Genomic DNA, 22,662 nt, shown 5'->3' with positions numbered 1-22,662 from the left:
CAGCCACAAAGGAGACACTGAGATGTTGAAGTCCATCGCCGTATTTCTGTCCGCGACCGCACTGTCCATGAGTGCGAGTGCGGAGACCTATCCCTCGAAGCCGATCATGCTGGTCGTGCCGTTTGCGGCTGGCGGCACCGTCAACCTGATGGGACGCATCGTTGCCGAGCATATGGGAGAACAGCTAAAGCAGCCTGTCGTGGTCGACAACAAGGCAGGTGCTGGAGGCGCGATTGGCGCGGGAATCGTTGCCAAGGCCGCCCCCGACGGCTACACCCTCCTGCTAGGCTCCATGGGGCAGGCTGTCCAGCCCCTGCTAACCAAGCGCCTGTCGTACGATCCCAAGCAGCTCATCCCAATAGCGACGTTCGCAACCGTATCAAATGTGCTGGCGGTGTCGAACAACACGCCCGCCAAGAACGTCTCGGAACTCGTCAGCTACTCGAAAGCGAATCCCGGCAAGCTAAACATGGCCTCGGCTGGCATGGGCTCGATCAATCAGCTCATTGGCGAATTGTTCATGTCCCGCACGGGAGCCGAGTTTGTACATGTCCCGTACAAGGGCGCCGGTCCCGCAGGGGTGGATTTGCTGTCAGGTCAGGTGCAGCTCATCTTTGCAAATCTCCCGAATGTGCTGCCCTATGCAAAGGCCGGCAAGGTCCGCCTGTTGGCCGTCGCTAGCGAGAAGCGAGACCCAGCGATTCCCAATGTACCAACGTTCGCCGAAGCGGGAGTCAAGGATGCGGTTGTAGAATCGTGGTACGGCCTCATGGCGCCCGCCGGGACAAAACCTGAGATCGTGAAGAAGCTGCAGGACGCTCTGCTTGTCGCGTCCAGGGACAAGCGCTTCGTTACGCAACTGGCAGAGCAAGGCGCAAGACCGTATCCGGGTTCCAGCGCGGATATGACGCGCCTTATGGAAAAGGAAAGCAAACGATGGGCCGAGGTAGTTGAACACGGCAAGATCTCGCTGGATTGAGCCGATACCTCTTAATGCACGATAGCCACCGTTTAACAGGTGGTTTCAAGCCCTCTCTTCGGGAAGGGCCTTTAAGCGATTGAACTAACGCCGCGAAACGCCCGTGAGCCTGCCAACGCGTCAATCGATCGACAACCCCGTTAGACCAATCGCCTAGCAGTTAAAAAGCCCCGCACGACCGAAGTCGTTCGGGGCCCGGTGCAGACCGTCGGCCAGCTAGTTCGCCTTACGGTCGGTCGATCGAGATTGAGTAGAACGGGTTGGTCGGGTTGACGTTGATGGAAACGGTTAGGCCGGTGTTCGACAGGCTCATGCCGATGGACTCGGCCGCACCGGGAAGGCCATTGACGGGCGCCACGAGCGGGCGATAACGCACGCCTGTAAACGGCGCGTTGTCTTGCCACGTGTCGATGCGTCCGTCGTTGCGCTGTCGCGTATAGGTACGGGTCGCCGCATCGACGGCAATCACGGTGTTGGAGAACGTGGTGATATCCGTGACACCTGCGGCGTCCAACGCAGCATCCCAATAGGCGTTAGTAAATCCGACCACCGGGAGCACGCGTGCCACCGGATGCCTTGCGACCATGAAGCCGTTCGCATGGACGATCACGATGCCCAGTTGGCCATCTACGCCCTTAAAGCCGAACGCGCGGGCGGTGCCACTGGTGTCGGTCAGGTCAAAGCCGCCGTTGGCGTTGGCCGAGAACGTCGGCAAGTCGCTGGCCGGCCAGGGTTGGCCGCAACCACTCATGCCGCAATCGGCAGCTTTGGTGAACTTGCCTGCGCCATCCACATTGAACTGGATCAGGCCAGAGCCGTAGTTACCCGGATTGGTCTCACGCTCAAAGCTCATCGCCACCCAGTCGCCCGCGAGTTCGGACAGCGGAATGGTCTGCTCCGGAATCAGCAGGCTCGCCGCGCCCGCACGGCGCTCCAGCCCAATGCCCGATTTGGAAACCAGCAGTCTGGCGTCGGTATTCCCAAAGCGGCAGGCTTCGGCAGCGTTCGCTGCGTACTGCTCCGATGCGCTCGTGGCGTCATTGGTGCGTGTGAGCGCGACCGCATCCACGGTGAACCGCTGGATCGTGTTCGCAGTCAGATCCACCTTGTGGTATTTGCCACTGCGGTAGGACGCACAAGTGGCGGAGGCGGGATTCAACAGCGTCTTGATACCGTCCGTCGAACCCTTGTTGCTGGCTACCGCATCGGACAGGTCCGAAATCGACGTCTTCGACGACGCGAGCGCGGCGCCCAACGTGTCGAGTCGCTGATCGAGCGCGTTGCCCGGCGTACTGCCATGGGCGGCCACCAGCGTGTCCTTGAGCGGATCTACGCCGGCCAGATCCACCGTGCCGGTCAGGATCAACTTGACGGCGTCGATCGCGCCGCGGAGGCCGTCGGCGTTCAACTTCGACTGGGCGGTGGCGTCGAAACTGTCGAAGAAGGCCTTGGTGTTGCCCCCCGCCAACGATGCCGTGATCAGTTCGGTCAGCGGCGTGATGTTGGCAACGGCGTTCGTGCTCGTGCCCGCCTCCACCACCGAATGCAACGTTACGTCGTCTGCCGTAGTGACGCTCAGCACACATGGACGCTTGGCGTCCGGGATGTTGATGACGAACGTGCCATCCGCCGCCGTCGTGGCCGAACCACTGCCGGACGCGCATTTGGCCTGCACGGTGGCATTCGGCAGTGCCGCGCCCACGGCGGCCGTACCGGATAGCTTCGTGGACAATGCCGCGGGTGTAGCCGACGGCGCCCCCGAATCGGAACCGCCACCGCAGGCGCTCAGTGCCGCTGCAGCGACGGCCGCGAGAATAATTCTTGTTTTCATAAACCGGATTCCCCCTGTCATTTTTCAGAAAGCGAGAGACGTGCATGGGCCGTCTTCGCGCCACGATTTTCTGAAATGAAACATCGGCCCGCATCATTCATTTGAATGAAACGCCGTCAATCCCCCAGTTCGCAGGGCACGATTTAGTTCGTCGTTGTGGGAAGCTGGACACAGCCCGCTAGAGGCTTGTCGGCGCATGCGCCGATCAGAAGGAAACAGATCCTTTGGGGAGGAAGGCTTGCTACGGGACCATCTTATTGGCGACCTCTATGAGGCCGCGGTACAGCACGACGGTTTTCTGGAGGTATTTCAAACTGTTGTCGAAGCGCTGGGGGCGAGCGGATTCCATATGTTCAGTTGGGATCCGGAACGCAACGCACCCCATTTGTCTGCCTACACGTCGGACAGACACTGGGATTCAGTCGTGGCGCTCTATGACCAGTATTACGGCGCTCTGGATCCGCGGCGTGAAGTGGTAGCCAAAGCCGCGATCGGCGAGTTCCAGTTTTGCCAAGACTACCTGAGCGAGGCCGAGGTCGGGCGCAGCGAATTTTACCAGGACTTCCATATCCCGACGGGCTTCCGCTACCTGGCCGGTGCGCGCCTGGCGCGGCCCGGTTCCGACGACATCCTTCTCGGATTGTTGCGGATGAACGATCGACCGGCCTATTCAGACCAGGAACGCCACGGCATCAGCGGCATGGCCATCCACCTGCAGCGCGCCATCAACCTCTGGCAGGACGCGTGCGTGCTGAATCGGGATGCGGCCATCGGATCAGAACTGATGGCGCAGTTGGGTGTCGCTGTGTTCGCCCTTGATGGCGACCTGAAACTCGTCTTCGCCAACAAGTCGGCGGAAGCGGTGTTGCGCGCCACGACCTGCCTAAGGCTCAATCACGGGAAACTGTCAGCTACCGTGGCAGCCGAGAACGCGAGACTGCAGGCTGCGATGGCGCATACCCTCAGATCGCGCCAGGGGGAAAGCGTAGCGCTGCGCCCAGCACCGGGCCTTCCGCCCGAGATTTTTCTGGGCATCAGCCGCCTGTCGGGCGCAGCTACGCGCATGACATTCAGTCATGCGGAAATCCTGGTGACGGTCAGGCGCAGAAGTTCGGTACCGATGGTTCGTGCCAGACAACTGCAGCAAGCGTTCGGGCTGACCGCAGCAGAGGCGGCTGTCGGCGAAGCGCTAATCGGCGGCAAGACCCCCGACGAGTACGCTACCGCCGCCGGAGTATCCGTCGCCACCGTTCGGACCCAGTTGCGTGCAATCTTCGAGAAAACCGGCTCGCGTTCACAAGCAGAAGCGGTCGGGGCCATGCTGTACCTTCCGACGCAGACCGCCTGAACGGCGCTATGACATAGCGCCTGATCGATTCAGAGGTCACCATTTGCCAAACGGATCAGTTGCCAGTCGGCGCGCTGTTCCCGCCGGACGCGTCGCTGCTCGTCTGGCGGCTTACCGCACAATGCCCGACATTGGAGCCATTCGATGGCCCTTGCAACCGAATTCCGGCCGTTGACTAAAGCGTATCGTGGCGGCTGCTAAGGGGTCGCAAGCCGCCAACAAAGCCTGACCCGGTGTGCCGACGGCCGTGCCGGCCATGCCCTGACAACGGACTTCGACGATTGAACGACCGAAGGTACGGTCCGCAGTCACGCACCGGCGACAAGACATCTTTCACGACTGCGCCGGCTTCTCTGTCAATCCAACCCGCGTCAAGACGCTAAGTCTTCCGATTCGCAGCATCTCATCTGACTGGGCACGACTTCGAATGATGCGAGCAACTCCGAGCGTGCCCGACATCTCGCATAGGATAGATATCGCTAGTGTGCCAGCGTTCGTGCATCCGGCCAGTTCCAGAAGCTCTGCCACCCGGGACGTCAGTCTGGCCGCGCCCTGCTCGAAAGATTCCCGCGACGAGTCGCCCAGTAGCACCGCATGTGCTGTCAGCGTTGCGAGCGGGCACCCGGTACCGCGATTGTCACGATGACTTGGCGACAGATAACGCTCGACATATCCGCGAATCGCTTCGGCCGCCGAGCAGTCGACGCAGATATCGTCCAGGCGCTTCACCGTACTCGCAAAGGCGCGTTCGATGGCTCGCGCGAGCATGTCTTCACGCGAAGAAAAGTGGTAGTAGAAGCCGCCATGGGTTAGCCCCACACTCTTCATCAACTCTCCCACCGAGAGATTGTCCGGGCCGTCGCGACGTACCAGAACTGATGCCGCGTCTACCAGGATGTTGTGGGTCTTCTCTCGATGCTCGGATCCGTATCTCATCATCTTCACCAGGCCATTTCTGCCCTGCAATATAGCAGCAGGCAGCCTGCGCCACATCGCAGAAAACAAGCAGAAAACGCTTGCGCTGTGGCACCTTCCTCTTGATATGATACCCATCATATTAAACCGTGAAGGAGATCCACGATGAAGGCCGTCATCGCAGGTTACGCCCGTTCGCCGTTCCAGTTCGCAAAGAAAGGCGCACTGGCAACCACCCGTCCCGATGATCTTGCCGCACAGGTGGTGAGGGGTCTGCTGAACCGCGTCGATCTGGACCCCGCCCTGATCGAGGACGTCATCCTCGGATGCTCCTACCCCGAGGGTCCACAGGGCAATAACCTGGCGCGCATCGTCGGTCTGCTGGCCGGCCTGCCGCACACCGTGGCCGGCACCACCGTCAATCGCTTCTGCGGCTCTTCCATGCAGGCCATCCACATGGCGGCAGCGAATATCGAGGCCGGGATGGGCGACGCGTTTCTGTGTGTCGGCGTCGAATCCATGACCATGGTTCCGCAGGGTGGGCTCAGCCCGTCGCCCAATCCGTTGCTCAAGGCGAACTCGCGCGCCTACGTGTCGATGGGAGAGACGGCTGAGAACGTTGCAGCGCGCTGGAAGGTTTCCCGATATGACCAGGAAGCGTTCGCCGTCCGGTCGCACCGGAAGGCCGCCACAGCACGCGCGGAAGGCCGACTGCGCGACGAGATTGTTGCTATCGAGACCCCGGAGGGCACATGGGTGACCGAGGACGGCTGCATCCGACCCGGTACGTCACTGGAAGCGCTTGCCGGCCTGAAGCCGGCCTTTCGCCCCGACGGTGTGGTCACGGCCGGCACCTCATCGCCGCTGACCGATGGCGCCGTCGCCGTGCTTGTCACCAGTGACACGTTCGCCGCGAGGCACAACCTTCCTGCGACCGCCCGTATCCTGTCGTTCGCGGTGGCCGGCGTCGAGCCGGAGATCATGGGCGTGGGCCCCATTCCCGCCACAAAAAAGGCCCTCGCGCGCGCTTCGCTTGATGTGAGCAAGCTGGGGGTTGTGGAAATCAATGAAGCGTTCGCTTCCCAGGCCATCGCATGCATGCGTGACCTGGAACTGGATCCCGCCTGGACCAACCTCGACGGTGGTGGCATCGCCATTGGGCATCCGCTCGGCGCCACAGGCGCGCGCATCACGGCCAAGGCGGCGGCACTGCTGCACCGGGGAGACCGCCGCTACGCGCTCGCCACGCAGTGTATTGGCGGGGGCCAGGGCATCGCTACCATCCTGGAGCGGGTCTGACCCCTGGCGCCACGGCAGCGCCCTGAGGACGCCTGGCGAGTCGCGCGCTACCTGTACGCGTGATCGTCCACGACCCTGGCGACGGTGGTCAGTGCCTGCCGCAGCGTGTCAACGTTGACGGAACCGAGCGCCAGACGGATGGCGTGCGGCACCTGCTTCGCGGCTGCAAAAGGATGCGCGGTGGATACGGAGATGCGCTGCGCGAGCAATGTCTTCGCGATGGCATCGGCACGCGCTTCCTCTGGCAGCGGAAGCCAGACGAAGTACGACGCGGGATGCCGGATGGGATCCAGATGACCGAGCACCTCGGTCACGATGCCCTGGCGTACTGCGGCGTCACGTCGCTTCTCCGCCTCCAGCCGCGCAACCGTTCCGTCCTCGATCCAGCCACAGGCAATCGCGGTCATTGTGGTTGGCGTATGCCACGTGGTGGCGCGGATCGTGCGCTCGAATTTCGGAATCCACGCCTGCGGGGCGCAGACCGGGCCAACACGCAGGCCGGTTGCCACACTCTTGGAAAGGCTCGATACATACACGGTCAATTCCGGCGCCAATGCGGCCAACGGCGGCGGAGCGTCGGCTTCAAGGAATGCATATGCGGCGTCCTCGATCAGGATCAGTCCATGCTGTCGCGCAATGGCGACCAGATCGCGCCGCCGGCGCGCGCTCATGACCCAGCCAAGCGGATTGTGCAGCGTCGGCATCGTGTACACGGCGCGCACCCGGCGTTGCTGGCACAGTCCAGCCAATGCGTCCAGGTCCGGGCCCTTGGTGCCCGCGGGAATCGCCACCAATTCCAGCCGGCAAGCTTCGGCGGTGAGCTTGAAGCCGGGGTACGTCAAGGCGTCGACCGCGACCACATCACCGGGTTCCAGCAACGCCATCGCCGTGACCGTCAAGCCGTGCTGTCCACCACTGACCAGCACCGTGTTGTCCGCGGTCGCGGGCAATCCGCGCCCGGCAAGGTGCCGGGCCATCGTCTCGCGGTCACGCATCCGGCCGCCATGCGGATGGTATTTGAGCAACGCCTCGAGATCGCCGGCACCGGCCAGTTCGCGCAGCGCCGTCCGGAGCAACTCGCCCTGCCCCGGCATCGACGGATTGTTAAAGCTCAGGTCGACCGTGTTGTCGCTCCATGGCTGGAGGTCGATGCCATGTCCACGCGGAAGCACTTCCTTCACGAACGTCCCCCTGCCCGTCTCGCCGCTTACCAGCCCCATGGCGTGCAGTTCCGCATAGACGCGGGTCGCCGTGACCAGCGCCAGGCCTTCGCGGGCGGCGAGTTCGCGGTGGGTCGGCAACCGGGTGCCAGGACGCAAGCGGCCTTTCTGGATGTCTGCGGCGAACTGGTCGACCAGTTGCTTGTAGCGGTGTCGAGGCATGACGAGCAGATACAAGACAATCTTGCGAATGTGCTGATTATCGCTCTGATTCCGTTCATCGCACAAAACCATCCGACCCATCACGCATGTCGCCGCCCCTTAGTTTACTTCGCATGCGAATCATCTATATACTTCGCATGCGAATTTAATCAGAAGGAGACCAGCATGACCCCGGAAATTCATGTCGACTTGACCGATGGCGTCCTGACCATCACGCTTGCCCGGCCGGACAAAAAGAACGCATTGACCAACGAGATGTACGGCACCCTGGCCGACACCATTGAAAAAGCCGAGCACGACGGCGACGTCCGCGTGGTGCTGGTGCAAGGGGATGGCGACATGTTCACCGCGGGCAACGATGTGGGCGAGTTCGCCGCGATCGCCGTGGGAAAGGGTCCTAGCGAACGACATGTCCACCGCTTTCTGCATGCGTTGGCAAAGGCGACGGTGCCCATCGTTGCAGCGGTCCATGGCAAGGCGGTGGGCATGGGCACCACGATGCTGCTGCATTGCGACTACGTGCTGCTGGCCCAAGATGCGCAACTGATCACGCCGTTCGTGAACCTGGCGCTGGTGCCCGAAGCGGCCTCGAGCTACCTTCTGCCGCTTCGCATCGGCCACGCGAGGGCTTTTGAGATGTTCGCCATGGGGGATCCGCTCGATGCGCAGACCGCGGTGGCCTGGGGCATGGCCAACAAGGTGTGCGCCAATGACCAACTCCGCATCGAGGCACGTCAGATGGCTGAACGCATCGCCGCCAAGCCGGCTGGCTCGCTGAGCGCCATGAAGGCGCTGATGCGCCAGGCCGAAATGCTGGTGACGCAGATGGATACCGAGAGCGCGAAGTTCCAGGAGCGGCTGACGAGCGCGGAAGCCCGCGAGGCGTTCGCAGCCTTTGCCGAAAAGCGCAAACCGGACTTTTCGAAAGTCAGCCAGCACTAGGCCAAATCGTGCTGCCCAGCCTTGGATCAGGCTAGGCGTCGCTTAGTCGTGGGCCGCATCGCCCTCATCGCCCTCACCAGCGACCGGAAACCTGGTCTGCAGGCTGGTCAGCCACCTAGCCACCACATCGATCTCGGCTTCGGTAAAGCCTTCGGTCAGCCTGGCGTTGAGATCCGTCATGCCGACCTTGGCGCGCTGTCGCGCGGAGCGCCCTGCATCCGTCAACCACAGCCGCGATGCGCGGCCGTCGTTCTCGTCCGCACGCCGCTCGATCAGGCCGGCCCTTTCCGTCCGGTCAGCCAGGCCACTCATCCCCGGCGCACCCAGGTCCAGCGCGGCTGCGGCTTCGCTCATCAGCGCGCCGTTGTGCGTACCCAGAAAAAACAGCAGCCCTGATTGTGCCGCCGTTACACCGCCACGGGCGGCACGGGCCTGCGACCAGCGTTGCAGCCGGCGCTGCCCAACGTTCAGGAGATAGACAAGGCGATGCTTCATGTTCGGACCGGTGGCGTCGATTTAATTCGCGTGCGAATCATATCACGCACCATCGGCAGCGCCGGGCGTCTCGCGGTGCCGTCACAGAAGTTGTATCCATGACAATGATTTGATTGTATTACCTCACGAGCCTACGATGATTTCCAGCCTTTCGCGTTTAGCCGTCACCCCAAGTCCTTGCCGAAGCCACCATGGAACTGAATATCACCACCGTCCTCGTCACATTTGCCGGCGTCTTCCTGATCTGCTTCATGAAAGGCGCCTTCGGAGGAGGCTTTGCCATTGTCGGCATTCCGCTGCTGTCGCTGGTGATGGACCCGGTATCGGCGGGTGGCCTGCTGGCGCCGCTGTTCGTCGCCATGGACCTGTTTAGCCTGCGCTATTGGAAGCCGTCCACGTGGTCCAGGCCAGACCTGGTCTTGCTGGTGCCCGGGCTGGTGGTCGGCATTGGGGTCGGCTACTTCCTCTTTCGGGTGCTGGACCATCGCGCCATCTCCATCGTCATGGCCGTGGTGACGCTGAGCTTCGTCGGACTATGGCTCTTGCGGGGCGGCGACGTCGCGGTCCAGCCCCGCTACTCACCCAAGGCCGTGGCGGCCGGCGTGACGTCTGGGATTACCACCATGGTTGCTCACTCCGGCGGGCCGCCGCTGGCGATGTACCTACTGCCGCTGGGCCTGAGCAAGCAGGTCTACGCGGGAACGACCAGCATGTTCTTTACGGTGGGCAACATCCTCAAGGCCGTGCCATGGCTGGCGCTGGCCAGACCCGTTGGCGCCGTCTGGACGCTGATGGCGATCTGCCTGCTTGCCGTGCCGGCCGGCGTCTGGCTGGGCTGGCGTCTGCATGCGCGACTCGATCAGCGCCAGATGTACCGCGTCTGCTACGGCTTGCTGGTATTCACGGCCTTGAAGTTGTTATGGGACGGTACGTCAGGATATGTTGGCTAGCGCAACTTGCAAAACAGAGGCGACCAGAAGCAACACGCCGAATGCGTGTTGTCCCTGGCGCAAACACATACGTTCAACAGTTCAGATGGATTGTTCGCCTGAGCCCAAAGGTAGGTCATCCTCAGCAGCAATCGCTACCAAATGCTGAAGCTTCTCGAGCGCCATGGCCAGTGCAATCGCGCTCTGGGCTTGCGGCTTGCCCGCACGAAATACCGATTGAACAGTGCCCAACATCATGTGATGAAGCACCAACACAAAACCTTGATTCAATCCGTTGGAAGTACGTTGCGTATAAGCTCGGAAGTCATAGTAGCCGACCCGTCTGAACAGGTCGTCGTGCTCAATATCGGTCACGGCCCGATGGCCAACTGAATAGTATCAATGAAGATTGCAGGGCCGCTGGGCACCGAGCGGATCTGCCAGAAATTTCCGATATGCGTACTCCACATCCGCATCAGCATCGGCACGCGCATCAAGTGGAGTGTTGCGAAACTTGGCGCAACTGAAAAGCCAGGTACCACCGTCAGTATCGATCGTGAGCTGCCCCCGGTACCTGCCACCGGTGCTCTCTTCCACACTGCTCACGACGAATATGCCGCCGCGTTCATACGTTGCCATCTACCTCTCCCGATACGGAGTGCACACTTGATCTAGTCGCGAAGTGCTTAGACTGACGATCACTGCCCCCAAATGGGTCGTCAACTGTACCCATCCACCACAATCGCCATGCTTCTGTCTTGCTGTTTCTCAATCATCGTCCGAGCTGCGTCAGGCCGTCCGGCTTTGAGATAGGCGGCAACCAGCGTCAGCGCGACGAGATCCCGCTGGGCGCGACTTCCCCCAATGCGCACTGTGAGCGGCCAGGCGGCCTGGAGAGCGTGAATGGCCGCGTCCCAATCTCCGGCGGCATACGCGGCAAATCCTTCCGCAATGCGGGTGACGGATTCTCCCGCCGGGTAACTTTGCGCCTCCAGACGCTCACTTATCTCGGCAATCCGCCCTTGCAGTGATGCAATGTCTTCCGATACGACACAGGCAATAAGTGCGTGGGCGTCTGCGTAGCCCAGCCCCGCCTTCGGGTAGCAACGCAAGGCGTGTGCGTGAAGCTCGCGCCATGCATCCTCGTCACGCGGCGACCCCGCCAGTTCCGCCCGCCAGAGAAAGGACACGCCATCTGTCACCACATTGATGGGCGGGCCCCATGCCGCGCCTGGGCGCACGCCGCGTCGGTAGGCGTCCCACGCCCGGTCGAGTTTGCCCAGAGCCAGCGCCGCCAGGGCAACATGCCATGAGATGTGGCAATGCGTCAGGCTGCGCGGATCGTGGTCGGGCAGCCATGCGTCGAGAAACTCAAGGATTGCGGCCGATTCACCCCGCTCGTACATGACATGTGCACGAAAGTGGGCGGCATGTGCATGGCGAGGATTGGCCGCAAGTGCGCGGTTCAACAGCGTCCATGCTTCGTCCAGCCGTCCGGTTTCGCAAGCGGCAAAGCCCAGGACTGCATCGAACCACCAGTCATGCCCATATGCGGATGCAAGCGACGACAGAAACTGATACAGCTTTTCCTCGTGATCCGGATCGCCGCTGAACCCATACAGGCCAAACACGCTGGTGGCCGGGGCAACCACCATGCCATCGCGCGGCCAGTTCTCCACGTGTTCGTGCATGGCTCGCATCGCCTCCCCGGGTTTTCCCTCGATACTAAGCGCCAGCACGTTGACGTGGCTCCGTTCCCGAGGCGAGTGGCGGGCCACCTGATCGCGCGCAGCCGCCGCAAGCTCACGACCCACCGCGATTTCGCCATCAAGAAAACGGCCTCGCGCCAGCGCTATCGTTGCGAGCGCAAAGGACGGGTCGTGCCTCAGGGATTCCGCCAGGTGCTCCCGATAGCCGGCCACACCTGCCATCACACTGTCAACGCCGGCAACGTACGCATCGCGCGCCGCGTTCGACGTCGTAGACAGGTTCAACCCAAAACGATCTTCCGGCATGGCTCACTCCTCGCGGTGGCACCATAAACGTCCGAGTTCGGCGTAGACTCAAGCGCTCGGTCAACCCAGCACCTTGATCGCACTCACCTCTGGAACTGCGCGTCGTACACGTGATGCGCGCATCCAAGCTAAGAATCATTCGCGCGCCCACGCCAATCGACCCTAGACTGAGACCGTTGCATAGGCTTTGACATGTCTCAAGGTTTCACATAACGCGTCGACTGAACCTCGTGAGCCGTGCCTATCATGCGAGGAAGTCTATGCGGAGGAGCAGCAGGATGGAACAAGTCTTGAAAGAGGAAGAGCGACGATCCGCGTCCCGTCCGGCGTCGGAAGCGCCTGCGACAACGCATGGACATCCCCCTGCAGGTGAGGTCGCCATCTCGCGTATTGCTGCGCAATACAACGCGCCAAGGGAAAGGGTCGCCTGGATCTTTTGGAACGTCTGGGACGAGTTCCTTGTCGACGCCACGATTCCCGATTACTTGCTGATACTGACCGAACGTCGGGTCACGAAAGCGTTGCGCCGCAGGCAACACACGGCCTGAGGAATAGGATGACCAAAACGATGAGGACTCAAGACATTAAATAAGCGCCTAAAGAAGGAGGCCTTGAGCAACGTTAAGGCGGCCTTCATATTTCATCCGCAGGGGGGCGAAGCCGAAGGACGACACCGGCGTCTCGGCAAGCGATTTCACGGATCAAAATTCGTTGAGAACGATGAATGTGATACAGGCTCGGAGTGTTCGCCGCATTCAATCAATCCTGAAGAAAAGACCACATCGGTTAGATCGGGGGGCCATCCGCTGCTTCATTTCGGAGCCCATCGACGATGTTTCTCGTCGTACCGATGGTGCCCGCCCGCGTCGCGCAGGAAATGGCATCATTGGGGATTGAATCTCCTGCCTCAGCCACACGGCGGCGGCGTCGGCCCGGCTGCGCCGGTTGTGACCCAGCGGTTTTACTCGCCTATATTTGCTGCTCCACGGTTTCATGGCGCCGCGCTCACGCCCGTCCCCCACTTCAGGATAGAACGTCGCGTGCCGACATCCCTTGCGATACCATTTCGCGCCGAAGGGAGCCAATAGCAATGCGCCAAAGCGCCAAATACCTAGGATTGATCGGAGTGCCCCTGCTGCTGTGGAGCGCAGGGCTTGCATCTGCACAGACTCGCCCGGACACCAAACCTCACTACCATAGCCGCCGCGAACTTGAAGTTGTGGCCGCTCTTAGCCCGCGCCTGGACGAGATGACATTGATGCAGGTCGCGACCTACTGCGCTGAGTACGGTGGGCCGACAGCCAGAACGGTCAACGTGACCATGAACGAATGGCGGGTACGCAACGGCCCCCAGATAGCGGTCGCTACCTATTACGTCGGGCGCCTCGAACACGATGCCGCCCACGCAGAGGACGAAGCGTCCCGCAAGAGCTACCGAAAAATCCTGAACGGAACACCGAACACGGCCAAGACGATTGCCGACCAGCAGATCCGCTATATCGAGGAGGCCCGGGCACAGCAGGGCGCCCGGGCCGGCGAAGAGGTTTGCCTCAGTTACTTCAAACGGGTCGCCAGTGGCGATAGCGATATCCGGCAACGCGACCCGGAGCTTGCTGCGTTCCTGGACGAAGGGATTCCAAAGGAGACTGCGCGATGAACGGACGTCGAACGCTTCGCCTAGCCCTGCCCGTGAGCCTGGCACTGATGATGGCGGGGGTAACGGTTGCGCAGACCCGAGTGCACTACGAATCGAAGGCCGAACTGGTTGGTGCCGCCGCGTCCGGCCCATATAGCTCCGAGAAGATCTTGCAATCCATCGTCGACTACTGCGTGACCCTCGGGCCGGCCGCCGGCGGCCCGGCGACAGCCGCGCTTCTGAGTTGGAAGGAGCGCAACGCGACGTATCTGATCTTGTCGAGTTATTACCGCAAGGAGATCCAGAAATACATCGCTGCGCCACCCGACTCTCCGCAAAAGCGGGCACTAAAGAAGATCACGACCCAGGATGTTGAAGAACTCATCAAGGCGAATTCGGACGCGTTGATTCTCGGGTTCCGGAAGGCGCAGGAGGCTGACCCAAAGGACGGCGGCGCCAACATGTGCAGGGGTTACTTCCGTGGAGTCGACGACGGGGCGGCGGACGTGAAGAACCGGGATCCAGAACTGGCGGCATTTCTGGACCAGGATCCCGTCGGCCAGCGCCGGGCCAAACAGCCCACGAAGGAACAGTAGTTCACGCCACCCGGCCGGAAGCTAAGACCTATTCGCAAGATGCGAGAAACGCGCGTTGTGGGAGACCGCTGACGCTGGCAACCCCGGCTTCAAGGCATGTCGCTGACCGCGGACTGAATCTCCTGCCTGAGCCACACAGCGGCGGCATCGGCGTGGGTGCGCCGGTTGTGAATGAGTTCGATGTCAAAGGCGGTATCGGCCAGTTCGTCCGGGACTTCAAGGATCTGGACGTCGGAGGAGGCCAGCCGTTTCGCCACCCGCCTGGCGACGGTCGCCACCAGGTCGCTGTGCGCAACCGCCAACGGCAAAGCCACAATGTGCGAGAACGTCGCCGCGACACGCCGTTGCCAACCGAGCTTGTCCAGCCTGCCGTCAATGACCCCGCGTCGTGATCCGCTATCGCCGGGTGCAAACAGCGCATGAGGCAGTTGCAGATACGTCGCAAGGTCAATGCTGCGCCGCCGGCTGCGCGCGCCGAGTTGCGGATGCGAACGACCGGCGATGCAGACAAAGTCTTCCTCGTACAGCTTCGTTTGCACCATGCGCTTCGGCGCGGACAGGTGTCCGCCAATGGCAACATCGACCATGCCCTGATCGAGCTGCTCGTAGATGGCCGCCCGGTCGAGCGCCATGACCCGCAGATCGATGTCCGGTGCCTGTCGCCGCAGCCGACCGATGACATGCGGCAGCAGGACGATGTCGGCGTAGTCGGTCGCTGCGATGGTGAAGCTGCGCCCGGCCGGTTCGACCGGGTCGAAGGCGACCGACTGGCCGACCGCCTGGCGAACATGATCGAGCGCTGACGAAATCCCCGGCATCATCGCGTGCGCCAGCTCGGTGGGCTCCATCCCCACTTGGCTACGCACAAACAGCTCGTCGCCAAACAGCGCCCGCAGCCGGGTCAATGCATTGCTCACCGACGGCTGGGCGCGGTTCAGGCGCTTGCCGGCCAGCGTGACACTACGCGTCTGATACAGCGCTTCAAATGCCACGAGAAGGTTCAGGTCGATGCGGGAAAGATTCATGTCATGAATTTAACGGATATTCAATATCCATTTCAAGAATCTCTTCCGGGTCGGTACGATGGGCGCTCCCTTCTCCTCCGTCCGTCTTCCGGACCGCGCCCCATGCAGACCGTACTTGTCACCGGTATCGAGCCATTCGATGGTGAAACCCTGAATCCCTCCTGGGAATCGGCCCGCACCGTCGACGGGCGCGTGATTGGCGGTGCACGCGTGGTGGCACGCCAGCTCCCCTGCGTGATTGCCGAGGTCAGGCAAGCGCTTCTGCATGCCATCAAGGAGGTCGATCCGGTCGTCGTCCTGTGCCTGGGACAAGCGGGGGGCCGCGCCGACGTCTCGGTCGAGCGCGTGGCGATCAACGTGGTGGATGCGCGCATTCCGGACAACGCGGGCCGGCAACCCGTCGATGAGCCCGTGATCGACGGCGGTCCTGTCGCGTACTTCTCCGCGCTGCCGATCAAGGCGCTGGTCAGCCGCCTGCGCGCGTCGGGCATCCCCGCATCGGTATCGCAGTCTGCAGGCACCTACAACTGCAATGCGATCTTCTACTCGCTGCTGCATTACATCGCGACCGAGCGCCCTGCCCTGCGCGGCGGCTTCATTCACGTACCGTATCTGCCCCAGATGGCAGCTGCGCATCCTGGTGCGCCAAGCATGGATGTCGGCACGCTGATCGCAGCCATCGAGGTCATGGTCGCCACGACGCTGGAAGTCTCCACCGATCTCAAGGAAGTCGGCGGCGCCACGCACTAGCCGCATAAAGCCAGGCGCCATCGCCCAAGACGCCGCCATGATTTCTGGCCGATGCGCATAAGGAAGCCCTTCGTGGACGGGGAGCGAACGAAAGCCAATATCGATATGCATAGCTTCGTCAACAGCCGGGCAGGCGCCGCGAAAACTGGATAAGCATCGGCCAAAAGCTTCGTTCGCGCCGCGCTCGACGCTTCCTATACTGGCCTTCCTTCCTGCCATGACCCTACGCCTATGAAGAGCTTGCTGAAGACGATGATGGCCTGCGCCGCGCTGCTGGTTGCAGGCGGTGCCATCGCGCAATCGAAGGAAGTCGTGATCGCGTACCAAGATATGGTGGTGCCCTGGCGCTACGCGCAGGACGCGCGGACCATCGAGAAGCAAACCGGCTACAAGGTCACGTTCCGCAAGCTGGCCAGCGGTGCCGATGTCATTCGTGCGCTGGCGTCGGGCTCGGTACAGATCGGCGAAGCCGGCTCCGCGCCGATCGCCGCTGGGCTCTCGCAGGGTCTGGGCATCGAACTGTTCTGGATTCTCGACAATATCAACGATGCCGAGGCGCTGGTTACGCGTAACGGCAGCGATGTGAAGTCGTTGCCCGACCTCAAGGGCAAGCGCCTGGCGGTTCCGTTCGTATCCACATCGCATTTCCACACGCTGCTGGCACTGGAGACGGCGAAGGTCGATCCGCGCAATGTGAAAATCGTCAACATGCGCCCGCCCGAGATTGCTGCCGCGTGGGAGCGCGGCGATATTGACGCGACATTCATCTGGGACCCCGTGCTGGCCAAGGCCAAGAAAAGCGGCCACGTGCTGACCACGTCCGGCAAGATCGCGCAGGAGACCGGCAACGCCACGTTCGACGGCATTGTCGTCAACAAGACGTTCGCCCGTGACCATGACGCGTTCCTGACGTCGTTCGTGAAGATCCTCGCCGACACCGACGCGGCCTACCGCGCCAACAAGGCCGCCTGGACCGCGGATTCGCCACAGGTCAAGGCCGTGGCCAAGTGGTCGGGCGCCGAGGCCGCCGATGTGCCGGCCAGCCTTGCCCTGTATGACTTTCCGACCCCACAGCAGCAGGCCTCGACGGCATGGCTTGGGGGCGGCGCGGCGAAATCGCTGGCGGCCACCGCAGCTTTCCTGAAGAGTCAGGGCACCATCCAGACCGTATTGCCCGACTATGCCACGGGCGTCAATGCGACATGGGTGCGCAAGATCGCGCCGTAGCCGGCGATGCCGTGCCCCGAACGGGTGGCCGCATCGACGCGCACCGCGTGGCGGTGCGCTTTGCTTCGTCCGGAACGCACGGGTCGCTGGCACTGTCCGGCGTAAACTTATCCATCGCGCCTGGCGAATTCGTCGTGGCGCTCGGGCCCTCTGGTTGCGGCAAGACGACGCTGCTGAATTGCCTGGCCGGGTTCGTCCGCCCGTCGGCCGGCAGTATCCTGCTCGACGGCGAGCCCGTGGTCGGCCCAGGTCCGGGACTGGGTGTCGTATTCCAGAAGCACGCGCTGATGCCCTGGCTCGATGTGCAGGACAACGTCGCGCTTGGACTCAGGTTTCGCGGCATGCCCAGGTCCGAGCGCATCGCACGCGCACGGCATCAACTGGGGTTGGTTGGCCTCGAGCGCCACGCCACTGCACCTGTCTATCAGCTGTCGGGTGGCATGCAACAGCGCGTGGGTATCGCGCGCGCACTGGCCAATGACCCGCGCGTGCTGTTGATGGACGAACCGATGGGTGCGCTCGATGCGCTCGCGCGCGAATCGGTCCAGGAAGTATTGGCCAAGGTCTGGGCGGCCACCGGGAAGACAGTCTTCTTCATCACCCACAGCGTGGAAGAAGCGCTGTTTCTCGGAACCCGTGTGATCGTGATGTCGGCAGGCCCAGGCCGCATTACGCACGAATTTCCGCTGCCCTTTGTCCAGCGATACCTCGAAACCGGGGATGCCCGGGCCGTGAAGGCATCACCGGAGTTCATCGCCTGGCGCGAGCGTCTGCTGCAACTGATACACGGACAACCCGCATGAGCCACGCCGAAGACACCGTTCGCACCGTGGTGCCGCTACAGCATGTTGCCAACGGCAGCGCCGTCGATGCCGACGCCACCGTGCCCGCTGCCCAGGTGCTGCCACGTCTGGGCAGCGGCAATACTGGCGCCATCACGGTCACCACCATCGCCGCATTGCTGACCATCTGGTTCGCAGTCACCGCCGCTGGGTGGATTCCCGCGCTGTTCCTGCCGCCGCCTTCGGCCGTCTGGCGTGCCGCCGTTCAGGCCTGGGACGGCAATGTGCAAGGGGGTCTGCTGTTGTGGCAGCACGTAGCATGGAGCCTGGCCCGTGTGTTCGGCGCCTTCCTGCTCGCAGCCGTCACGGCGGTCCCGATGGGCCTGTTGATGGGCACGAGCCGGGTGGCGCGCGGCATCGCCGACCCCATCCTCGAGTTCTACCGGCCATTGCCGCCACTCGCGTATTTGCCGCTGATCGTGATCTGGTTCGGCATCGACGAGACGGCCAAGCTGTTATTGATCTACCTGGCGTGCTTTGCGCCGATTGCACTGGCCACGCGTGCTGGCGTCGCCGGCGTGCAGACCGAGCAGTTGCACGCCGCCCAATCGATGGGCGCGACACAATGGCAGTTGATCCGCCACGTCGTGCTACCGGCTGCATTGCCGGAGATCCTGACCGGTCTGCGTATTGCCATCGGTTTCGGCTGGACAACACTGGTGGCCGCCGAGATGGTGGCAGCCACCGCTGGTTTGGGCCAACTCGTGCTCAATGCGTCGAATTTCCTGCGGACCGATGTGGTTGTGATGGGTATCGTGCTGATCGGGGCGATCGCCTGGCTGTTCGACCTGGCCATGCGTCGACTCGCGCGGTGGCTGGTTCCCTGGCACACGCACCGATAGCCCCACGGCACCCGCGTCATATCCTCGTGCCGAATGCTTCGTTCCGTTTTGCGGCAGGGCGGCGTACGGTCATGCGATGTTCCCTCCCGAAAGGCCAGACATGAGCACCGTATTGCCGCTTGAGCGTCAGGGCGCGTTCACTCCCAACACCGAACCGCAGCAGAAGTTCTGGTTTGACCCCCTGCCTGCCCGACCAACCATCGAGGCGGAGCGCCGTCATCGGCAGGAACGCCTGGCGGGCGCTTTCCGCATTTTCGCGCGCCAAGGCTTCGCGCTGGGTCTTGCCGGCCACATTACCGCACGTGACCCGGAATTTCCGGACCACTTCTGGGTCAACCCGCTGGGGGTGCATTTCTCGCGCATTCGCGTATCGGACCTACTGCTGGTGAACGCGCACGGTGAAACGGTGGTGGGTCACCGGCCGCTGAACAAGGCGGCCTTCGCGATCCACGCGGCGATCCATGAGGCCCATCCCCATATCGTCGCGGCTGCACACACGCATTCCACCTACGGCAAGGCGTGGTCCGCGCTCGGACGCCGGCTCGACCCGCTGACGCAGGACGCCTGCTCGTTCTTCGAGGACCACGTGCTATTCGACGACTTCACGGGGATGGTGGTGGACACCTCCGAAGGCCAGCGGATTGCCCACGCGCTAGACAAGGGCAATGGCCAGACGCACAAGGGCGCGATCCTGAAGAACCACGGCATCCTCACTGCCGGACCGACCGTCGAAGCCACGGCCTGGTGGTATATCGCGCTCGAAAACGCCGCCCATACCCAACTGCTGGCGGAGGCCGCCGGCACGCCCCAGCCTATCGACGAAGCCACGGCCCGCCATACTCATGCGCAGGTCGGTGGCAACGAAGGGTCGCTGCACGCGTTTGAAAGCCTCTACGCGGGACTGGTGGCAGCCGAACCCGACCTGCTGGACTGACCGCGCCTCGCGCCTCTCTCCCCGCTCTCTCCTCTCTCCCCCCGCTCTCTCCTCCTCTCCCCCACCCCTTCTCCCTCGCCCCTGGCCCGATCGCGGCACGGGGCGCAGTCTTCTCCCATCCCGCTGCACCGCGCTCTGCGCACTGCCGGCATTGGCCTGTCGCCCATGCTCGTGCATGCCCTTGTTCGCGCAATAGGCATTCCACCAATGGTCTGTGAGCCGCTCACGACGCTGGGCTGCCCAGTCACAGCAGCGTCTTCATATGCTTCCGTAAAACCGTTCGTTTGCTTCCCAAGCGGCCAGCCCTAAGCTACGCCCAATGTATTGCAAGGCGGACAAGGGTGCGTCCGACATACGCGAAGGAGCCAGGAAAAATGATCGTGCAGGGCGGAATTGCAGAGGATGCGCAGGACACCAGCCTGGGGCTTGCCGCCTACACGGCGCTGCGCCGCGACATCCTGTCCTGCAAGCTAGTGCCCGGTGCGCTGGTCACCGAAGGCGAGCTGATGACCGCCTACGGCTTCGGCAAGAACAGTTGCCGCATCGCGCTCACGCGGCTGGCGCACGACCGCCTGATTTTTGCTCGGCCCCGCCGTGGCTATCAGGTGGCGCCCATCACGCTCAAGGACGTCGAGGAGGTCTTCGCGCTGCGCGTGCAGCTGGAGCCGATGGCCGCCCGGCTGGCCGTCGGCCGCGTCGACACCGCCCTGCTCCACGGGCTGGAAGCGGCTTGCCGCGACGAATACGCGATTCCGGCGCCGCGCCGTATCGACAAGTTCATGGACGCGAACAAGCAGTTCCATCTGGCTATCGTCCACGCCACCGGCAACGAGCGCCTGACGCGCACGCTCTCCTCACTGATGGACGAGATGTCGCGCCTTGTGGCGCTCGGCTTCAACGTCCAGCGCGTGCGTCCCGAGATCCGCCACGACCACAACTCGTTGATCAAGGCATTCGAGGATCACGACGAGAAGGCAGCGGAGACGATTGCGCGCCGCCACATCGAGGCATTCCGCGCCCAGACCATGGAAAAGGTCTACGCCAGCCTGTCGCAGGCCGGCACCTATCTGCCGATGCGCGTGGCCGGGGGTGCCGCATGAATCCGCCGGTATTGTCCGCGAACGGCATCGTCAAGCGTTTTGGCAACACGACGATCCTCGACCACATCGACGTGGCGGTGCACCGTGGCGAAGTGCTGGCGCTGGTAGGCCCGTCCGGCTGCGGCAAGAGCACGCTGCTCAATATCCTGTCCGGGCTACTGACCCCGGACGCCGGCCAGCTCGCTGTGGACGGCATCCCCGCGCCGCAGGTGTCCGACTGGCGTCGCATTGCCTACATGTTTCAGGAGGATCGCCTGCTGCCGTGGCGGACGGTGCGCGACAACGTCGCGTTCGGCCTCGAAGCGAGCCCTCTGTCGCGGGCCGATCGCCGCCGCCGCGCAGACGACATGCTCGAACTCGTTGGGCTACACGCGCGGGGCGATGCCTGGCCGCACGAACTGTCGGGAGGGATGCGCAGCCGCGTGGCACTGGCCCGCAGCCTTGCCGTTAAACCCGAAGTCCTGCTGATGGACGAACCGTTCTCCAAGCTCGATCCCCAGACGCGCAGTCAGATGCACGAAGAACTGCTGCGCATCCAGGCGGGCAATGGCATGACCGTGGTGTTCGTGACGCACGATATGGAGGAAGCCGTGGTGCTGGCGGACCGTGTGATCCGGCTCGCCGCCCGACCGGGCCGCGTGGCCGAGGTAGTCAACCTGGCAGACCTGGTGCGGCCGCGCGTGCCAACCGCGCCTGTCGTGGCGGAACAGGTGCGCGTACTGCGCGCCGCAGCATGAGGAGCACCACCGTGACTACGACTGCTGCCCGTCATGTCGCCACGCTGGTCCTGCAGCGCCTGCTGCTGGTGGCCCTGCTGCTTGGGCTCTGGTGGTGGGCCGCCGCGCGCGTGCCATCCTTCGTGCTGCCTGGCCCGGAAAAAGTCGGCCTCGCCCTGATGTCGCTCTGGCACGGCGACACCTTCGCCGCCGACGTGGCCGCCACGTGCCGACGGGTGTTCTCGGGTTTCGTGCTGGCCACCCTTGTTGGCAGCGGCCTGGGACTGACGCTAGGTGCAAGCCGCGTCCTGGCCCGCTTCTTCGAGCCGGTACTGACGGTCTTCAATACCGTATCGTCGGCCATCTGGGCCATCTTCGCGATCATCTGGTTCGGTATTTCTGATGCCACCACGGTCTTCGTGGTGTTCATGACGGCCATGCCGCTGATCCTGACCAATGTCTGGGAAGGCACCAAAACCGTCGATGCACACTACGTGGATCTGGCACGCAGCTTTCGCATGTCACGCGTGCAGGTGCTTCGCAAGATCTATGTGCCGACGATCCTGCCTCATTTCTTTGCCGGCGCGCGGCTGGCCTTTGGCTTCGGCTGGCGCGTGTCGCTGGTGGCCGAAACCATCGGTTCGTCCAGCGGCATCGGCTATCGCCTGCGGCAGGCCGCCGACCTGGTGCAGACCGACCAGGTGTTCGCCTGGACCGTCCTGCTGGTCGGCCTGATGCTGCTGCTCGAAGGCGGCCTGCTCAAGCCCGCCGAGCGCTGGCTGTTCCGTTGGAAGGCTGCCGCACGGCAACCGTCTGCCCCATCCGTTTCCGCCCCATCCGTTTCCTTTCAAGCCTGAGG

At 62.9% G+C, this 22,662-nt stretch carries 24 protein-coding genes; 16 read left to right on the top strand and 8 right to left on the bottom strand.

Annotated features, from left to right (window positions below; translation table 11 throughout):
- Positions 1-22 precede the first annotated feature (22 nt).
- Positions 23-979, top strand: a complete 957-nt coding sequence (locus CYJ10_RS11340; protein ID WP_101681620.1) for a Bug family tripartite tricarboxylate transporter substrate binding protein — start codon at positions 23-25, stop codon at positions 977-979.
- Between the two features lie 226 nt (positions 980-1,205).
- Here CYJ10_RS11340 and CYJ10_RS11335 read toward each other — a convergent pair whose 3' ends face one another.
- Complete coding sequence (locus CYJ10_RS11335; protein WP_101681619.1) at positions 1,206-2,810, bottom strand: hypothetical protein; 1,605 nt, start codon at positions 2,808-2,810, stop codon at positions 1,206-1,208.
- A 238-nt stretch (positions 2,811-3,048) separates the two neighbouring features.
- On the opposite strand from CYJ10_RS11335, the gene CYJ10_RS11330 reads away from it, so the two are divergent.
- Positions 3,049-4,158 carry a helix-turn-helix transcriptional regulator gene (locus CYJ10_RS11330; RefSeq protein ID WP_101681618.1) on the top strand — a complete coding sequence of 370 codons (1,110 nt, stop codon included), beginning with the start codon at positions 3,049-3,051 and terminating at the stop codon, positions 4,156-4,158.
- A gap of 333 nt (positions 4,159-4,491) precedes the next feature.
- Here the strand turns inward: CYJ10_RS11330 and CYJ10_RS11325 are convergent, their stop codons facing one another.
- A complete protein-coding gene (locus CYJ10_RS11325; protein ID WP_257993285.1) occupies positions 4,492-5,097 on the bottom strand; it encodes a TetR/AcrR family transcriptional regulator in 606 nt (201 codons plus the stop codon).
- Between the two features lie 141 nt (positions 5,098-5,238).
- On the opposite strand from CYJ10_RS11325, the gene CYJ10_RS11320 reads away from it, so the two are divergent.
- Positions 5,239-6,372 carry a thiolase family protein gene (locus tag CYJ10_RS11320; protein ID WP_101681616.1) on the top strand — a complete coding sequence of 378 codons (1,134 nt, stop codon included), beginning with the start codon at positions 5,239-5,241 and terminating at the stop codon, positions 6,370-6,372.
- Between the two features lie 47 nt (positions 6,373-6,419).
- Here the strand turns inward: CYJ10_RS11320 and CYJ10_RS11315 are convergent, their stop codons facing one another.
- The gene (locus tag CYJ10_RS11315; RefSeq protein WP_101681836.1) at positions 6,420-7,754 is read right to left on the bottom strand and encodes an aminotransferase-like domain-containing protein; all 1,335 of its coding nucleotides are present in this window, start codon (positions 7,752-7,754) and stop codon (positions 6,420-6,422) included.
- A gap of 165 nt (positions 7,755-7,919) precedes the next feature.
- Between CYJ10_RS11315 and CYJ10_RS11310 the strand changes: the two genes are divergently transcribed.
- Positions 7,920-8,696 (top strand): enoyl-CoA hydratase, encoded by a 777-nt coding sequence (locus CYJ10_RS11310; RefSeq protein ID WP_101681615.1) that lies wholly within the window; start codon positions 7,920-7,922, stop codon positions 8,694-8,696.
- Positions 8,697-8,738: 42 nt separating this feature from the next.
- On the opposite strand, the gene CYJ10_RS11305 is transcribed toward CYJ10_RS11310, so the two are convergent.
- Complete coding sequence (locus CYJ10_RS11305; protein WP_101681614.1) at positions 8,739-9,191, bottom strand: MarR family winged helix-turn-helix transcriptional regulator; 453 nt, start codon at positions 9,189-9,191, stop codon at positions 8,739-8,741.
- Positions 9,192-9,382: 191 nt separating this feature from the next.
- Between CYJ10_RS11305 and CYJ10_RS11300 the strand changes: the two genes are divergently transcribed.
- On the top strand, positions 9,383-10,141 hold the full coding sequence (locus tag CYJ10_RS11300) for a sulfite exporter TauE/SafE family protein (protein WP_101681613.1): 759 nt from the start codon (positions 9,383-9,385) through the stop codon (positions 10,139-10,141).
- An 81-nt stretch (positions 10,142-10,222) separates the two neighbouring features.
- On the opposite strand, the gene CYJ10_RS11295 is transcribed toward CYJ10_RS11300, so the two are convergent.
- The 3 genes from CYJ10_RS11295 to CYJ10_RS11290 all read right to left on the bottom strand — a co-directional run bounded on the left by CYJ10_RS11295 (position 10,223) and on the right by CYJ10_RS11290 (position 12,135).
- A complete protein-coding gene (locus CYJ10_RS11295; RefSeq protein WP_101681612.1) occupies positions 10,223-10,495 on the bottom strand; it encodes a hypothetical protein in 273 nt (90 codons plus the stop codon).
- 24 nt (positions 10,496-10,519) lie between these two features.
- Complete coding sequence (locus tag CYJ10_RS33690; protein WP_146002016.1) at positions 10,520-10,759, bottom strand: hypothetical protein; 240 nt, start codon at positions 10,757-10,759, stop codon at positions 10,520-10,522.
- An 80-nt stretch (positions 10,760-10,839) separates the two neighbouring features.
- A complete protein-coding gene (locus tag CYJ10_RS11290) occupies positions 10,840-12,135 on the bottom strand; it encodes a tetratricopeptide repeat protein 38 family protein (protein ID WP_101681611.1) in 1,296 nt (431 codons plus the stop codon).
- 278 nt (positions 12,136-12,413) lie between these two features.
- Between CYJ10_RS11290 and CYJ10_RS11285 the strand changes: the two genes are divergently transcribed.
- The 3 genes from CYJ10_RS11285 to CYJ10_RS11275 all read left to right on the top strand — a co-directional run bounded on the left by CYJ10_RS11285 (position 12,414) and on the right by CYJ10_RS11275 (position 14,367).
- Positions 12,414-12,683, top strand: a complete 270-nt coding sequence (locus tag CYJ10_RS11285) for a DUF3562 domain-containing protein (RefSeq protein WP_101681610.1) — start codon at positions 12,414-12,416, stop codon at positions 12,681-12,683.
- Positions 12,684-13,261: 578 nt separating this feature from the next.
- Positions 13,262-13,792 carry a hypothetical protein gene (locus CYJ10_RS11280; RefSeq protein WP_146002015.1) on the top strand — a complete coding sequence of 177 codons (531 nt, stop codon included), beginning with the start codon at positions 13,262-13,264 and terminating at the stop codon, positions 13,790-13,792.
- Positions 13,789-14,367, top strand: coding sequence for a hypothetical protein (locus tag CYJ10_RS11275; protein ID WP_101681608.1), 579 nt, complete (start codon positions 13,789-13,791; stop codon positions 14,365-14,367). Before CYJ10_RS11280 ends, CYJ10_RS11275 begins: the two co-directional genes overlap by 4 nt.
- Before the next feature lie 89 nt (positions 14,368-14,456).
- On the opposite strand, the gene CYJ10_RS11270 is transcribed toward CYJ10_RS11275, so the two are convergent.
- A complete protein-coding gene (locus CYJ10_RS11270) occupies positions 14,457-15,392 on the bottom strand; it encodes a LysR family transcriptional regulator (RefSeq protein ID WP_101681607.1) in 936 nt (311 codons plus the stop codon).
- A gap of 102 nt (positions 15,393-15,494) precedes the next feature.
- Between CYJ10_RS11270 and pcp the strand changes: the two genes are divergently transcribed.
- From pcp to CYJ10_RS11230, 8 genes are all read left to right on the top strand, one after another.
- On the top strand, positions 15,495-16,142 hold the full coding sequence (gene pcp, locus CYJ10_RS11265) for a pyroglutamyl-peptidase I (protein ID WP_101681606.1): 648 nt from the start codon (positions 15,495-15,497) through the stop codon (positions 16,140-16,142).
- 231 nt (positions 16,143-16,373) lie between these two features.
- On the top strand, positions 16,374-17,369 hold the full coding sequence (tauA, locus tag CYJ10_RS11260; RefSeq protein WP_101681605.1) for a taurine ABC transporter substrate-binding protein: 996 nt from the start codon (positions 16,374-16,376) through the stop codon (positions 17,367-17,369).
- Positions 17,345-18,172, top strand: a complete 828-nt coding sequence (locus CYJ10_RS11255; RefSeq protein ID WP_101681604.1) for a taurine ABC transporter ATP-binding protein — start codon at positions 17,345-17,347, stop codon at positions 18,170-18,172. Before tauA ends, CYJ10_RS11255 begins: the two co-directional genes overlap by 25 nt.
- Positions 18,169-19,053 carry an ABC transporter permease subunit gene (locus CYJ10_RS11250; RefSeq protein WP_101681603.1) on the top strand — a complete coding sequence of 295 codons (885 nt, stop codon included), beginning with the start codon at positions 18,169-18,171 and terminating at the stop codon, positions 19,051-19,053. The genes CYJ10_RS11255 and CYJ10_RS11250 overlap by 4 nt, the downstream gene beginning before the upstream one ends.
- A 100-nt stretch (positions 19,054-19,153) precedes the next feature.
- On the top strand, positions 19,154-19,987 hold the full coding sequence (locus tag CYJ10_RS11245; protein ID WP_101681602.1) for a class II aldolase/adducin family protein: 834 nt from the start codon (positions 19,154-19,156) through the stop codon (positions 19,985-19,987).
- 374 nt (positions 19,988-20,361) lie between these two features.
- A complete protein-coding gene (locus tag CYJ10_RS11240; RefSeq protein ID WP_101681601.1) occupies positions 20,362-21,087 on the top strand; it encodes a GntR family transcriptional regulator in 726 nt (241 codons plus the stop codon).
- The gene (locus CYJ10_RS11235) at positions 21,084-21,824 is read left to right on the top strand and encodes an ABC transporter ATP-binding protein (protein ID WP_101681600.1); all 741 of its coding nucleotides are present in this window, start codon (positions 21,084-21,086) and stop codon (positions 21,822-21,824) included. The genes CYJ10_RS11240 and CYJ10_RS11235 overlap by 4 nt, the downstream gene beginning before the upstream one ends.
- Before the next feature lie 11 nt (positions 21,825-21,835).
- The gene (locus tag CYJ10_RS11230) at positions 21,836-22,660 is read left to right on the top strand and encodes an ABC transporter permease (protein WP_257993251.1); all 825 of its coding nucleotides are present in this window, start codon (positions 21,836-21,838) and stop codon (positions 22,658-22,660) included.
- Positions 22,661-22,662 lie beyond the last annotated feature (2 nt).

Source organism: Cupriavidus pauculus, from assembly GCF_002858765.1.
GTDB classification, from domain to species: Bacteria; Pseudomonadota; Gammaproteobacteria; order Burkholderiales; family Burkholderiaceae; genus Cupriavidus; species Cupriavidus pauculus_B.
The sequence above is the reverse complement of the archived record's forward strand: the minus strand, read 5'-3'. Positions and strand labels throughout refer to the sequence as shown.

Excerpts from the sequence above, each read along its gene's own strand:
- CYJ10_RS11325 (WP_257993285.1), bottom strand. The coding sequence starts at position 5,097 with ATGATGAGATACGGATCCGAGCATCGAGAGAAGACCCACAACATCCTG.
- CYJ10_RS11290 (WP_101681611.1), bottom strand. The coding sequence starts at position 12,135 with ATGCCGGAAGATCGTTTTGGGTTGAACCTGTCTACGACGTCGAACGCG.
- CYJ10_RS11235 (WP_101681600.1), top strand. The coding sequence starts at position 21,084 with ATGAATCCGCCGGTATTGTCCGCGAACGGCATCGTCAAGCGTTTTGGC.
- CYJ10_RS11315 (WP_101681836.1), bottom strand. The coding sequence starts at position 7,754 with ATGCCTCGACACCGCTACAAGCAACTGGTCGACCAGTTCGCCGCAGAC.
- CYJ10_RS33690 (WP_146002016.1), bottom strand. The coding sequence starts at position 10,759 with ATGGCAACGTATGAACGCGGCGGCATATTCGTCGTGAGCAGTGTGGAA.
- CYJ10_RS11310 (WP_101681615.1), top strand. The coding sequence starts at position 7,920 with ATGACCCCGGAAATTCATGTCGACTTGACCGATGGCGTCCTGACCATC.
- tauA (WP_101681605.1), top strand. The coding sequence starts at position 16,374 with ATGAAGAGCTTGCTGAAGACGATGATGGCCTGCGCCGCGCTGCTGGTT.
- CYJ10_RS11240 (WP_101681601.1), top strand. The coding sequence starts at position 20,362 with ATGATCGTGCAGGGCGGAATTGCAGAGGATGCGCAGGACACCAGCCTG.
- CYJ10_RS11245 (WP_101681602.1), top strand. The coding sequence starts at position 19,154 with ATGAGCACCGTATTGCCGCTTGAGCGTCAGGGCGCGTTCACTCCCAAC.
- CYJ10_RS11340 (WP_101681620.1), top strand. The coding sequence starts at position 23 with ATGTTGAAGTCCATCGCCGTATTTCTGTCCGCGACCGCACTGTCCATG.
- CYJ10_RS11255 (WP_101681604.1), top strand. The coding sequence starts at position 17,345 with ATGGGTGCGCAAGATCGCGCCGTAGCCGGCGATGCCGTGCCCCGAACG.
- CYJ10_RS11270 (WP_101681607.1), bottom strand. The coding sequence starts at position 15,392 with ATGAATCTTTCCCGCATCGACCTGAACCTTCTCGTGGCATTTGAAGCG.
- CYJ10_RS11275 (WP_101681608.1), top strand. The coding sequence starts at position 13,789 with ATGAACGGACGTCGAACGCTTCGCCTAGCCCTGCCCGTGAGCCTGGCA.
- CYJ10_RS11250 (WP_101681603.1), top strand. The coding sequence starts at position 18,169 with ATGAGCCACGCCGAAGACACCGTTCGCACCGTGGTGCCGCTACAGCAT.
- CYJ10_RS11320 (WP_101681616.1), top strand. The coding sequence starts at position 5,239 with ATGAAGGCCGTCATCGCAGGTTACGCCCGTTCGCCGTTCCAGTTCGCA.
- CYJ10_RS11285 (WP_101681610.1), top strand. The coding sequence starts at position 12,414 with ATGGAACAAGTCTTGAAAGAGGAAGAGCGACGATCCGCGTCCCGTCCG.
- CYJ10_RS11300 (WP_101681613.1), top strand. The coding sequence starts at position 9,383 with ATGGAACTGAATATCACCACCGTCCTCGTCACATTTGCCGGCGTCTTC.
- pcp (WP_101681606.1), top strand. The coding sequence starts at position 15,495 with ATGCAGACCGTACTTGTCACCGGTATCGAGCCATTCGATGGTGAAACC.
- CYJ10_RS11335 (WP_101681619.1), bottom strand. The coding sequence starts at position 2,810 with ATGAAAACAAGAATTATTCTCGCGGCCGTCGCTGCAGCGGCACTGAGC.
- CYJ10_RS11305 (WP_101681614.1), bottom strand. The coding sequence starts at position 9,191 with ATGAAGCATCGCCTTGTCTATCTCCTGAACGTTGGGCAGCGCCGGCTG.